This window comes from Agathobacter ruminis (genome assembly GCF_002735305.1).
Classification (GTDB): Bacteria; Bacillota; Clostridia; order Lachnospirales; family Lachnospiraceae; genus Roseburia; species Roseburia ruminis.
Map to the genome: position 1 here is coordinate 12963 of NZ_PDYG01000003.1, position 12091 is coordinate 25053.

The 12091-nt window shown below is 40.8% G+C and carries 16 protein-coding genes; 1 reads left to right on the forward strand and 15 read right to left on the reverse strand.

Annotated features, from left to right (window positions below):
* Positions 1-30: 30 nt before the first annotated feature.
* From CSX02_RS00825 to CSX02_RS00835, 3 genes are read right to left on the reverse strand one after another with little or no spacing between them, the layout of a single operon-like run.
* The gene (locus CSX02_RS00825; RefSeq protein WP_031545197.1) at positions 31-1509 is read right to left on the reverse strand and encodes an FAD-dependent oxidoreductase; all 1479 of its coding nucleotides are present in this window, start codon (positions 1507-1509) and stop codon (positions 31-33) included.
* 12 nt (positions 1510-1521) lie between these two features.
* Positions 1522-2262 carry a hypothetical protein gene (locus CSX02_RS00830; protein ID WP_099385273.1) on the reverse strand — a complete coding sequence of 247 codons (741 nt, stop codon included), beginning with the start codon at positions 2260-2262 and terminating at the stop codon, positions 1522-1524.
* A gap of 2 nt (positions 2263-2264) precedes the next feature.
* Complete coding sequence (locus CSX02_RS00835) at positions 2265-3209, reverse strand: flavodoxin family protein (RefSeq protein ID WP_099385274.1); 945 nt, start codon at positions 3207-3209, stop codon at positions 2265-2267.
* Between the two features lie 167 nt (positions 3210-3376).
* Between CSX02_RS00835 and CSX02_RS00840 the strand changes: the two genes are divergently transcribed.
* Positions 3377-4831: a helix-turn-helix domain-containing protein gene (locus CSX02_RS00840; RefSeq protein WP_099385275.1), complete on the forward strand. Its 1455-nt coding sequence runs from the start codon at positions 3377-3379 to the stop codon at positions 4829-4831.
* Between the two features lie 50 nt (positions 4832-4881).
* Here the strand turns inward: CSX02_RS00840 and CSX02_RS00845 are convergent, their stop codons facing one another.
* The 12 genes from CSX02_RS00845 to CSX02_RS00900 all read right to left on the reverse strand — a co-directional run bounded on the left by CSX02_RS00845 (position 4882) and on the right by CSX02_RS00900 (position 12077).
* Positions 4882-5475, reverse strand: a complete 594-nt coding sequence (locus CSX02_RS00845) for a 5' nucleotidase, NT5C type (RefSeq protein WP_099385276.1) — start codon at positions 5473-5475, stop codon at positions 4882-4884.
* Positions 5476-5536: 61 nt separating this feature from the next.
* Positions 5537-6646, reverse strand: coding sequence for an SLC13 family permease (locus tag CSX02_RS00850; protein ID WP_099385349.1), 1110 nt, complete (start codon positions 6644-6646; stop codon positions 5537-5539).
* Between the two features lie 44 nt (positions 6647-6690).
* Complete coding sequence (locus tag CSX02_RS00855) at positions 6691-7215, reverse strand: DUF4304 domain-containing protein (RefSeq protein ID WP_099385277.1); 525 nt, start codon at positions 7213-7215, stop codon at positions 6691-6693.
* A 42-nt stretch (positions 7216-7257) separates the two neighbouring features.
* Positions 7258-7842 (reverse strand): C39 family peptidase, encoded by a 585-nt coding sequence (locus CSX02_RS00860; RefSeq protein WP_143248111.1) that lies wholly within the window; start codon positions 7840-7842, stop codon positions 7258-7260.
* Positions 7839-8399, reverse strand: coding sequence for a chromate transporter (locus CSX02_RS00865; RefSeq protein ID WP_099385278.1), 561 nt, complete (start codon positions 8397-8399; stop codon positions 7839-7841). The genes CSX02_RS00860 and CSX02_RS00865 overlap by 4 nt, the downstream gene beginning before the upstream one ends.
* Positions 8396-8971: a chromate transporter gene (locus tag CSX02_RS00870; RefSeq protein ID WP_099385279.1), complete on the reverse strand. Its 576-nt coding sequence runs from the start codon at positions 8969-8971 to the stop codon at positions 8396-8398. The genes CSX02_RS00865 and CSX02_RS00870 overlap by 4 nt, the downstream gene beginning before the upstream one ends.
* 25 nt (positions 8972-8996) lie before the next feature.
* On the reverse strand, positions 8997-9782 hold the full coding sequence (locus tag CSX02_RS00875) for a class I SAM-dependent methyltransferase (protein ID WP_099385280.1): 786 nt from the start codon (positions 9780-9782) through the stop codon (positions 8997-8999).
* Positions 9783-9803: 21 nt separating this feature from the next.
* Complete coding sequence (locus CSX02_RS00880; RefSeq protein ID WP_099385281.1) at positions 9804-10016, reverse strand: hypothetical protein; 213 nt, start codon at positions 10014-10016, stop codon at positions 9804-9806.
* 28 nt (positions 10017-10044) lie between these two features.
* On the reverse strand, positions 10045-10584 hold the full coding sequence (locus tag CSX02_RS00885; protein ID WP_099385282.1) for a histidine phosphatase family protein: 540 nt from the start codon (positions 10582-10584) through the stop codon (positions 10045-10047).
* 26 nt (positions 10585-10610) lie between these two features.
* A complete protein-coding gene (locus CSX02_RS00890; protein WP_099385283.1) occupies positions 10611-10988 on the reverse strand; it encodes a VOC family protein in 378 nt (125 codons plus the stop codon).
* A gap of 65 nt (positions 10989-11053) precedes the next feature.
* A complete protein-coding gene (locus CSX02_RS00895) occupies positions 11054-11806 on the reverse strand; it encodes a class I SAM-dependent methyltransferase (RefSeq protein WP_099385284.1) in 753 nt (250 codons plus the stop codon).
* Positions 11807-11837: 31 nt separating this feature from the next.
* Positions 11838-12077: a tautomerase family protein gene (locus CSX02_RS00900; protein ID WP_099385285.1), complete on the reverse strand. Its 240-nt coding sequence runs from the start codon at positions 12075-12077 to the stop codon at positions 11838-11840.
* Between the last annotated feature and the right edge of the window lie 14 nt (positions 12078-12091).

Here is a 12091-nt window from a genome sequence, read left to right on the forward strand (position 1 = left end):
CTTTGTATATGGAAATTAGTCAGCTAGCAATTATAAGCTATCAATATATTCCGATGCATTCTCTCCGGCCATTCTTCCTGAGTTCAGGCAGAATCCCATTGTATTACCTGCAAATGTAAATGGATAGCAATCTCCATAAATTGCACATGCATCAGTACCAACTGCATATAATCCCGGAATGGTCTCAGATTCCTGTGTAACAACTTCACACATATGATTGATCTTGATACCACCTAAAGTACCGTAAGCACCTGCATAGAATTCCAATGCATAGAACGGTCCTTTTGCAATCGGATACAGGAAGCGACGATCCTTTTCAAACAAATCATCCCAGCCGGCTTCACACATATCATTGTATTCTTCAACGGTGTCAAGGAATTTGTCTACCGGAACACCAATGCTCTCTGCAAGTTCTTCCAGGGTATCAGCCTTGTGCAGATACTGATATCCTCTTGCAAGTGCTTCCTCAGTCACTTCATCCCAGTCTTCAAATACACGGTCTCCATGTACATGGTCCAAAAGATCAGGGCCGTTCTTCTTGTATTTCTTAATCATCTTGGTATCCATAATAGAAATACCAACATTCTGAGGCTGACTTACAATTGCATTACCGGTAAAGGTTGAGTTTGGTGCCATATCTTCGTTCATGAAACGCTCACCGCTTTTATTGACCCAAAGACCAGGCTGACGGAATGCACCATCCAACGAGAATACGGACATATTATCAGGACACTGATACATAAGTTCCATCATCATCTTTGAATGACCTGCACCTGCTTCCCATGCCATGCGGATACCATCACCCTTCATACCAGGGATACGGAATGAGAATAAATCCTTGCCCCATTCATATCCGAAGCGCTCCTTGATCAGTTCAGGGTTGTCTCCGAATCCACCTGTTGCAATGATGACAGCCTTTGCACGGATTTCATATTCATCATCCTTGCCTTTTGCGCGTACACCGACAGCTTTTCCGTCTTCCATAATAATGGACTCGCCGGCTGTTTCAAACATGAATTTTACGCCCAATTCGTTCGCGCGTTCTGTCAATTTCTTGATCATTGCACCGGCACAGCGTGGTCCCGGAGCTCCGCCACCCTCAGGTTTTACACAATGTGCAGTCGGATATGCAGTTGCATATGCACGCTCATTCTCATTTACCGCATATGCTGTAATCAGTCCGCAAAACTCTACGCCCATATCTTCCAGCCATTCAATGGTAGAAGCAGTCTTCTCATAATACTTTTTGATCAGGCGTGCATCACCGTTCCAGTGGATGAAGTTCATATGCTTTCTCCATGCTTCTGCAGGAGTCATATTGAAGTTTGCTGCTCTCTGATACTTGGTACCGATTGCAAGTGGTGACATACCCATATTGGCAGCTCCACCTGTAATATTGCTCTTCTCAACAGCAATTACTTCCTTTCCTTCTTCTGCTGCAGCAACGCATGCTGCCAAGCCGGAAAGGCCTGCAGCAACAACTACTACATCTGTTGTCAAATTCGTCATAATCCTAACCTCCTAATGATTTTTTATAATATTATCTGAGATATGTCGAAATGTTCCATCTTCTGTTTTGGTCACTCTTAAATCAAAGTGTACATTCTGATAAGGATCCGGATGGTCCTTCCACAATTCGTATAATTGTGGAAGGAAATACCGAAGCCTGCCGGACTCATATTGCAAATGCGACGTGGTATCCGGCATACAGATATTTTGTTCCTTCAGAGTACGTAAATCTTTTTCCTCCATAATCTGAACCGTTCGCCATAAGATTCCGCCCTCTGTGTCCTCATACATGTGTACCAGTGTTGTTTGCGCCGGTCCTAGGTGCCCTTGTGCAATCCAACAATGTTCATAGCAAGTCGTATAAGGATATTTCTCCATGCCCACTCTGGTAATTACCATCGGATGAACCGGATCAAACTCATAGGATGCTTCAACTGATCCTTCGTACCCCACTTCACACGGAGGAACAATCCATTCAAACCCATAATGTTCACCCGGCGCCCACAGATGATAGCCTTTTTCAAGGTTTCCCCACCACCAGTCTATCATCTCGGCATTTACTCCCAAAACCAGTTCGGTCACATCAACCGTCGTAACCAAATCGGCCTCTTTAAATTTCTGATGAAACTCCAGCGGAGCAATATCTGTCAATACTTCACACCGGTCATATGGTAATCTCTCATATACCGGGGGGATTTCTCCCTCTTTATAAATCCGGCGCTGTCCGCCATTGAAAATCATTTTTTCACTCATTGTTATACACCAGGGAAAGTAATTGCCTTATACTTTGGCAATTTCTGTGCCACTTCCTCGCGTTTCTTAGGATCCATAAAGAATCCCCCCTGTGTTTCCGCAATCTCATCGCAATGGATTCCACGTCCTTCTTCTGTGGTACGATCGCGCTCAAGACCGTTTTCGGCAATAACAAATTTCCATTTGCCATCGTCTGTCTTAACCAAATCTCCGCCGGCGCCGCATACAACACATTCGATTGGATACTGTAAACCTTTCCACTGTGGTTCTCCGAGACATAATGCATTGCTGTGGCAGTTTGGACACCAGCCTGCTTCCGGATTTCCAAGCCATTTGCGTTCTGCAACAGGAGTATTTAATGCTTTCATAATATTCTGTCCGATTTCTCTCGCACGGGCAATCTTTTCATCATACAATAATACCTGTGCCGGAGCCGGAACCTGTGTTGCCATAAACATATCAACAATCTTAAAGCTATTGGTAAATGTTGTTGCCTGCATGCACTCCAATGCCATTGACTGCCATGATCTGGTAGAACCGCCAACTGCAATCAAAGCACCAACACGATCACGCGGAGCGATTGCACCGATCTTGGTCAAAAATGCAGATTCATACGCCAAATTGCGATGCATGAATTTCAGGAATAATGAGGATGGCATCAAATCATAGGTCGGAGCCGAGAAAATAACAGCGTCCTGATCCAACATCACTTCCATAATCTTCTTTTTGTCATCCTTGTCATCCAAAGAACATCCGGTATGCTTACCCATTGACATTCCAATTGTGCAGGAAGTACATCCGTTACAATCAATAATTTCATAGTCCTTCAAATTAATCATTGTTACTTCTGCACCCTGTTCCTGGCATGCAACAAGCGCCTCTTTCAGCAAAATTTCACAGTTGCTGTCCTTGCGTCCGGCTGTAACGCCCATAACTTTAAAACCCATGTCTCTCTCCTTCTCGTTCAACATATTGTTAAGAAAATATCTATGTTTCATATTTTAGAGTAGAACTGTCTTGTATACAAGGTACACTTTGTGTTGTTTTGGCACAAATTTAAATGCAATCTGATACACTTTGTGCTATTATAGTAATAGTTTTTTAGGAGGTCGATATGGATTATCATATTTGGATGCTATACGAAGCATTATCGAATCATTACGAATGTGAAATGGTCTTAAAAGAACAGGCAACACAAGACCTTAAGAATGTGCGCCTCTATGATCAGTCATTTGCAGATGATGGAAATACATTATATGTAGAACAGGGATCTGTTATGTTAAACAATGATGATCCCAGAGTTTACTGCAAGCATAAATCAAATTATTTTATTATCGAATCATCGAATGTAAATGAAGTATTTAACACGATTATCTGTCATATCAATGAAACGCAGAACTGGATCAACCGAATCAACATCATGATTGCCAACAACTGTCTGCTATCTGACGTTTTGTCCGAATTCAAGGACAAATTGCCCTTTCCGCTTATGGTACTGGATGTCAGCCAGACAGCGCTTGCCATATCCGAAAATTACGGCAAAGGAACTATCGATCAAAACTGGGATCAAATGATTGAAACCGGCAGTTTGGGATTCGAAAGCATCTCTTTGTATAACGAGCTTTACAAAGATTCCATCTATACCAAGGACTTTTATTATGTTCCTGCAAATCCGTTCCCCTATCCGAGCTATAACCGAAATATCTATGTCAATGGGGACTTCATGGGATTTTTGTCTTTGATTTTGCTAAATGATTCTCTTACGGAAGCACATCGCGGCTGGTATTATATCGCATGGGAATGTGTCAGCAACTGGATTCAGCTCCATATCGGCCAAAATGATTTGCTGATGCGAAGTTCCGTATTTGAAGAAGTCATGTCCGGTAATTTTGACAATCTGAATTATTTCAAAGGAATTCTGTCAACTTTTGGCTGGAAAGAAAATTGTAACAAACAGATTATTGTGCTTGGCTGCGTATCTAACCATCTGAACATGAATGCCCATATTGCAAAATTGCTTAACAACAAATGGGATTATCTCTATGCAAACGAATATCAGGACAAACTGGTTTTGCTTTGCAATATTGACCGTCTCCCATTGGAACAGCAATTACATAATATTCGCCCAATCATCATCAACAGCGGATATTACGGAGGCAGCAGCAATATCTTTACCAATCTGTCCGAAGCGCCGCATTTCCTGCTTCAAGCGATGCTTCCTTTTTGGTCTGATTCCGTCAACATCGGTGTGGTTTCCCCGTGTCAGGAACATATCCTGCCATATACATTTCACCTGTTGAAGACGCACGCACGCATGAGTCTAACCCATCCTGCATTGCTACAGTTACAGGAATATGATGAAAAGCACAAAACAGATTATATGCATATCCTGTATGTTTTCCTGCAAAATCAATGTAACCAGACCGAGACGGCAAACAGTCTGCATATGCATCGCAGCACATTGCTTCGCAAGCTGGCACAGATACAGCAATTAACCAATGTGGATTTGTCTGATTACCCAACCAGACTTCATCTGATGATTTCATACGAACTCGAATATGCATTTTAAAAAAAAGCAGGTGTTGCACAACACCTGCTTATACTTTTAATTTAGAAAAGTTACTTGATTGCCCGGCGAATCGCATTCCAGTCCGCACAGCGAAGATACCGGTCTGCCAGCTGACATTCCCGATTCCATGGTCTGTCAAAAACCATCACCTTCATATCCGGAAAATGATCCAGATATTGGAACGCCAGCGGCGAATCTTCCACCGCATAATCGAAATGCATCCCGTAAAAATCTTCCAGTTCCAGATTATAGCTGCCCTTTTGATAAAATGTATCTCTTCCATATTTATCCAGGAAAAACAGTTCTACACGATTCAGCCCGTGTTCGTCCAGCCATTTTCGGGATGGTTCATAGGTCATCACCGGACGTCCTGTGATAATGCAAACCTCATGTCCCTCATCCAACAATGCATTTATTACTTCCGACGCGCCCGGCGTCTCCCGATAAGAAAGAAGGATTTCAGGCTTATGCCCCTCCTCCATCATTTGTTCATACTCTTCTTCATTCAAATCAAATGATTCTTTGAGATTAAAGAAGCGAACCTCTTCATATGGAACACGCTTTCCAAAGAGTCGAAAAGCTATCTTTGTAAACGCCTGTGCAGTCTCGCACAGACAATCATCAAAATCAACATATATTCTCATGCAATAACCTCTATTAATTCATCTTTTATATTTCCCAACATCTTGTACATAATGGTTTTTATTATGATATCACGATATAGAGTCCGCTCAATATCGCCAGATATATGATATTCAATGCAGTGAATACGAAAAAATATTTCGCTTTTAGCTCATTTCTGTGATGTGCAAGAAGCTTAAAGGAAATCAGACTGGCCATCGATGCAATCAGCGTTCCGAGGCCTCCTATATTGACACCTACCAACAGACCTTTCAGATCTGATGCAAAATCCGATAGCAAAAGCGCTGCCGGAACATTCGAAATAAACTGGGAAGCAAGAATACCGGTTGACAGTTCATGCCCACTGACAATGCCATATAATGCATTTCGCACAGAATCAAGTGCGCCCAGATTTCCCGTGAATATAAAGAATCCTACAAAAGTAAACAACAATGCGTAATCAATCTGCACAATTGCAAACTTGTCCATCACAAAACAGGTAAGCAAAACGATTGCAAAAAGAATATAATACGGCAGGATTTTTGAGACGGTAAACAGCGAAAGAATAAAAAGGATTCCATAAACCGCGCATCGCTTCTTACTTCCTTTCAGACGATGTCGCTTCATCTCGACGTGATCCTTTTTGCCCGGCAAAAATAAAATGCAGATCAAAAGCAGCAGTCCGGTCATCGCTGTATAAGGCAACATCAAAAGCAAAAAGTCTGCGATTCCCATACCGGATAACGAATACAGATAGATATTCTGCGGATTACCGACTGGTGTCAGCATGCTCCCCATATTTGCTGCGATCGTTTGAAATGCAATAACAGGAATCAGCAATTCGTCCCGTCCGCATGCTTCAAGAATAAATATGGAAAATGGTACAAACGTAAGCAATGCAACATCATTTGTGATAAACATTGCCGAGAAAAAGCAAAGAAATACGAGCGCCAGTGACAGCTGCAGAACATTTCCCGTCTTTTCGATCATACGACTTCCCAGTGCTTCAAACAGCCCTTCACGATTCAATCCCTCCATAATCACCATCAGTGACCACAAAATTCCAAGCGTACGCAGATCAATATAGTCGATATAGGACGCATTCGGATGCACAAAAAACATGGATATCAAAGCCAATACCCATGCGCTTGTCAAAATTGTTTCTTTTTTAATAAAATCTATTACATATTTCATAAATGTGTTGCCTTGCTTTCTACAAACCATCAAGCTTCTTTGGCTCATGAATATTTTTTGTTCATTTTTTCCCACCAGACAAATGCCTTTTGCATTTGACTGTTTACATCAACGCAAACCTTTTCATAAATCGATTCATCAGCCATCTGTATTTGTTTATAAGACTCCGGTGGTTGAAAATTCTTTTTTTTCTCTTCGCTCACCGCCAAATAATCAACAAATTTACGCCCTTTAATTTTAAATGTACAGGTGTAAACATCTGTATAATAAAACCATCCGTCTATTGTACCAGGAAGTCTGTAACGCAAATTTGTGTCCCAGACATTTATATCATCAAGACATTTTCCATGATCATTATAGTTCTTTTTCCTGTCTTTTTGCTGCGGAAAAATCGTTGATATCTCTATCGTAAATGAGTTCCCATATTTATTTTTTTGCACTGCAAGAAGCTCAATTCTGTTGTCATAAACTTTACGATAATGAGGATATTTTCCTGTGAATCCATTATCCAAAAGCGGCTGAAACACATACTTTTTTAATGCTGCATTCATTTTTGAACTTTGAGACATGATGTAATCTCCTCAGATTGGCTTAACTAAATTTCCCGGCAACTATTCCACCGAATAGAGTGTGTTTTTCTCAAACAGACCGATTGCGAATCCCATTCGCATGAATAATGGCATATGCTCATACGCCCGAAAGCTGGTGCGCTCCAACAGTTCCTCCAACGTCACCACCTCGTAATATCCGTACGGATTGGCAACCGTAATCTGATCATTCGCAATGTCGGCGCCCACAATCATCGAATAATGCAGGGTCCATTCATCCTCATGTAATGCGGCCCACTCAAACGGAACCGGCTTGCCGGAAGCTAAGGTATCATACATGATATCGATAAACTCAGTATTCTTCAGATATTTGTGCATCGTTGTGGTATATTCCGGGAATTGCTTATTCATTTCTTTACAAAAATCCCTGCCGGTGGAAGTCACAACCTTTCCATATTCATCGAAGAGACTATCTTCAGTCACATTTTCGCCATTCCACGCAGAGAACATCTCGATGACCGCATATCCACAAGAAATGTGAGTGGTATTGCCACCAATATTGCCAAAATGATTCCTACGATTTTCGCTGCTTTTTTCATATCGTATTCCTCCCCTGTCAGCTTTGTTTTGAATTATAAGACTATCTATAAACTATAAACGACAATTCCTGCAAAAGCTGATAGACAAATCAGCAAAATTGGATGCATTCTTTTTTTCACGATGATTCGAGAGCCGAAATATACAAGTGAAAAAACACATGTCAGTCCCAATGAAATAATATCCGGTCTATCATTAAATGCCAGTCCGCAGTTTTTAATCATCATAGACAAACCAGTCACAAGAATAATTCCAATGATACAGGCCTTTAGTCCACCTAGTGCTGCTTTGACGAATCGATTTTGTATAAACTTGTTCAAGACTACCATGATTAACAAGATAATTATAAAAGCCGGTAACACGACTGCAGCAGTGGCGATAAGAGCCCCTAACATTCCTGCTTTTTCGCTTCCAACATAGGTGGGCATATTTACCATAATTGGTCCGGGTGTGCTTTCGCTGATTGCAATCATGTAGGCTAACATTTCATCATCCATCCAACCATAGGCCATGACCACTTCCTTAATCAAGGGAATGGCAGCATATGCTCCTCCAAATGACAATAAGCCCACTTCCATAAAACCTATAAAGAGATTCAAATAAATCATTCCTTTGTATCCTCTCCATAAATTCTATTTTCGATTGCAAAGACCGATAATCCAATGATTGCAAACACCATCAATAATACCATAGATGAAATATTAAATGCAAAATATTTGATTAGAATCATAGAAATAACCGCAAGTGAAACCATGCCAATCTGCAATGCTGTCTTTTTCATTTTCTGAATCATTTTGATTGCAGCATCTACAATGAGGATTCCCACAGCAATCTTAATTCCCTTTAATGCATTCACAACATAGATGTTTTCAAGAAAATGATCAAAAATCCTTGATATAAAAAAGATTATAAAAAATGAAGGAACCACCATTCCAATTGTCGCAGCAATTGCTCCCAGAAGTTTCCCTCTCTTATACCCAACATATGTTGCACAATTGATTGCGATTGGTCCCGGCGTAGACTCAGCTATAACTGTAATTGTCATCATTTCATCGTGAGTAATCCATTTTTTATTTTCTACGCATGTATTCTCGATAAGAGAAATCATTGCATATCCTCCGCCAAAGGTGAACATTCCTATCTTAGCAAAGGTGATAAATAACTCGAAAAGAATAAACATAAGTATTTCTCCAATATATTTGAATTTATGCCTTAAGTTCGTACATACGATATATCTTTCGGTACAGCTTGCCTGTAAATAGCAGCTTGAAGAACATTCTTTCGATTGGTGTAAGCTCTTTGACCAGCGCAGCGGGAGTAAAGCTGTGCTCTTTTACAAATCTGATTCGAAGGCCATCGATGATGTTCCCGATCGCATCTATCCCATACAGCTTAGTTACGCCAACATCGTTGACAGGGTTTTTATATTTCGACGCTTTGACACCAAATTCGGTATAAACATCCATCAGAATATGAATTTCCCGATACTTTTTATCAAGCGCTTGCAATACCCCCCGTACCTGGCTGTTGGTCAGATACATGCTCAGTCCCTCAAGGATAACGATGGCCGTATTACAATCCGGTAGCGTTCCAATCTGTTCAGGTCTGGACGCATCCAATACCGTCATATGGTACGTTTCATTTTCCTGAAAATACTTCTTACGAATCTCTATGACATCCGGAAGATCGCAGTCCACCCATTCAGTACAGGGAGTTTTTACCCTCATATGCCTACTGTCAAGTCCGCACCCAATATGAAGTACCAACGCATCGCGGCATCGTTGCAGCATACTGTCTGTCCAGTCATCGAACACACGGGTTCTCATAGCCATATTGTAAGCAAGCCATTTTGATCTGGACTTGCCTCGAATTGGGAAGGCTTCTTCTTTCCATATTTTTTCAGCCGATGGATCGTTCAGGATAATCCCCTGTTGGCTCACCTTTGATTTACCATATAACGGAATATACAGTGTTTTATTCACTTCATTCATGCGATTTATCTCATTAACCAATTAGTTATTAGCAATAATTTCCCCCAAACTATCAAATACTACCCAATCGCCTTCATCGATATTCTTCTCCCGCAACACCGCATCGGCAATTTCAAATATACTTTCCTCTCCCGCTTCATCGCAAAGCCGCAAGAGTACCTGCGGCTGATAGTCTTCGGGCCTTTCTTCACAACCGAAATCAGCTTCCTGGATTTGCTTAACCAAATATTTCATATTAATTTCTCCGGTTTTTGTTTATGATTTACGAATCAAAATTGTATTTTATAATTTCGCAGTTCTTTACTCCACAAGAAGAAAACGCTTCGTTATCCATCTCTCTGAAGTATGTTTCCACCATTCTGGCGATTCCGTTATGCGCCACCAGAATCACTTCTTGGTCTCCTGCCTTTATATCATCCAAAAGATTATAGATTCTCTGCGCAAGGTGAAGCATCGATTCGCCACTACCGTATCTGCTTGCCATTTCCTTTTTCGCTTCATGGAACTCATCCCCATTTCTTTTGGTAGACTCAAATCGTCCAAAGTTCTGCTCTTTCAGTCTCGGCTCCACTTTCATTGGAATCCCAGTAATTTCGGAGATGTGTCTCGCTGTTTCCTTCGCTCTGATAAGGGGCGATGTCAAAATAACATCCGCTGTAATCTTCTGCTGTATAATCTTTTCTCCGGCCTCTTTTGCCTGCTCATGTCCTCTTTGCGTAAGCTCAATATCGGTTGCTCCACAAATCTTATTCTCAACATTCCACACGGTTTCTCCATGTCTAATAAAATAAAAATGATCCATGCTATTTTGTCCTCTCTAAAATGCTGTTATCTTTCTTGAAAAAATTCTATTTCTTCTCCAAGCGGGCCATAGCAGAAAGCCATTCTCGCCGGATATTCAGGCGTAGATGGAATCACGATATTTTGTGGCTCTTTAAAAATCTCATAACCGGCAGACTTAACAATAGAAACAATTTCGTCTACATTATCTGTTGCAAAAGCCATATGACGAATGGCTCCTACAGATTTCACTCCTTCACCATTATTGAATATTTCGATAAGAGCATTTCCGGCGTCTATCATGATGCCTTCTGCCCATTCTCTCGCAACCGAAAGCCCAAGTAATTCTGTATAGAAATGCTTTGTTTGCTCATACTCTGCAGCAGTTTTGCATTTTAATGAAATGTGATGAATTCCTGTAATCATTAATAATCTCCTTTTTCCGATATAACTCATTATCGACATATACCAACAAATCCGAAATAATTTTATTATCCCGAAATCCACTTTTTCGCCTTAATCAAAAGGAAATCTGGCTTATGAAAAAGATCTTCCTGGTCAGGAAATCTCTCTAATATCTCGTCAGTAGGGATAGGCTCTATCATTTTTTCTATAATGAACCCATTTTCAGTTAGGGTATTGATGATGGTTGAGAACATGCGATGATATTTCTTTATTCCTTCAACAAACCACTCAGACTCACGTTCTCCCTCCCTAGCATAATTGGCTAGATTAACATTGATTTTCTTTCCATTCTCATCCCTGGTCCAACGTGGGATTTCACCGCTATAGGTAGTATTGATGGGATTTTCCTGTGAAAAGATAAAGCTCCCACCCATATTGAGCTTGTCATAAATTTTTTTAACCACTCCCTCAAAATCCTCAACATAATGAAATGCGAGCGAGCTTATTACCACATCAAACTTACCTTCCACCTCTTCAATGTCTTCAATTGGAAGAAGCATATAAGTAATCGCTGGATTGGAGTGCTCCTTCTTAGCAACCTCTAGCATCTTCTCAGATATATCTATACCAACAACCTTAGAGGCACCTTTGTTTACAAACTCCACGCAGTGCTCACCAAAGCCACATCCAAGGTCTAATACGCTCCTCCCCTTGAGATTAGGAAGTAATGAAAAAAGAGCAGGTATCTCAAAGAGATCATTTGCATTGCCTTCCCTGTCCCTTATAGACTTATACCCCTCAAAGAAGGTCTCATTATCAAAAATATTCTGTTTTGCCATTTTTCATATCCTCCATTAATATCCAATTTCATCACATTTCCCCATCGCACGAATAGCCAGGACGTTTATATAAATATTTTTCATCCGGAGCAATGTTTTTATCCCAGACTTCTGTTTTCCAGTCTTTCTCCGGTATATCTTTAATAGCAACAGAAACGCTTGAGGTCTTACAGCCTAATGTCTCTGCTATTACCTGCGTAATCCTCTCAGCGCATTCTGTTTTTTGTTTGTCAGTTCTTCCTTCAAAACATTTGATTTCAACATGAGGCATAATTTCCACCTTTC

Coding starts and splice junctions, on each gene's coding strand:
- CSX02_RS00850 (WP_099385349.1), bottom strand. CDS start 6,646: ATGAAATATGTAATAGATTTTATTAAAAAAGAAACAATTTTGACAAGC.
- CSX02_RS00855 (WP_099385277.1), bottom strand. CDS start 7,215: ATGTCTCAAAGTTCAAAAATGAATGCAGCATTAAAAAAGTATGTGTTT.
- CSX02_RS00890 (WP_099385283.1), bottom strand. CDS start 10,988: ATGATTACAGGAATTCATCACATTTCATTAAAATGCAAAACTGCTGCA.
- CSX02_RS00880 (WP_099385281.1), bottom strand. CDS start 10,016: ATGAAATATTTGGTTAAGCAAATCCAGGAAGCTGATTTCGGTTGTGAA.
- CSX02_RS00895 (WP_099385284.1), bottom strand. CDS start 11,806: ATGGCAAAACAGAATATTTTTGATAATGAGACCTTCTTTGAGGGGTAT.
- CSX02_RS00830 (WP_099385273.1), bottom strand. CDS start 2,262: ATGAGTGAAAAAATGATTTTCAATGGCGGACAGCGCCGGATTTATAAA.
- CSX02_RS00835 (WP_099385274.1), bottom strand. CDS start 3,209: ATGGGTTTTAAAGTTATGGGCGTTACAGCCGGACGCAAGGACAGCAAC.
- CSX02_RS00825 (WP_031545197.1), bottom strand. CDS start 1,509: ATGACGAATTTGACAACAGATGTAGTAGTTGTTGCTGCAGGCCTTTCC.
- CSX02_RS00865 (WP_099385278.1), bottom strand. CDS start 8,399: ATGATTTATTTGAATCTCTTTATAGGTTTTATGGAAGTGGGCTTATTG.
- CSX02_RS00845 (WP_099385276.1), bottom strand. CDS start 5,475: ATGAGAATATATGTTGATTTTGATGATTGTCTGTGCGAGACTGCACAG.
- CSX02_RS00870 (WP_099385279.1), bottom strand. CDS start 8,971: ATGTTTATTCTTTTCGAGTTATTTATCACCTTTGCTAAGATAGGAATG.
- CSX02_RS00875 (WP_099385280.1), bottom strand. CDS start 9,782: ATGAATGAAGTGAATAAAACACTGTATATTCCGTTATATGGTAAATCA.
- CSX02_RS00840 (WP_099385275.1), top strand. CDS start 3,377: ATGGATTATCATATTTGGATGCTATACGAAGCATTATCGAATCATTAC.
- CSX02_RS00885 (WP_099385282.1), bottom strand. CDS start 10,584: ATGGATCATTTTTATTTTATTAGACATGGAGAAACCGTGTGGAATGTT.
- CSX02_RS00900 (WP_099385285.1), bottom strand. CDS start 12,077: ATGCCTCATGTTGAAATCAAATGTTTTGAAGGAAGAACTGACAAACAA.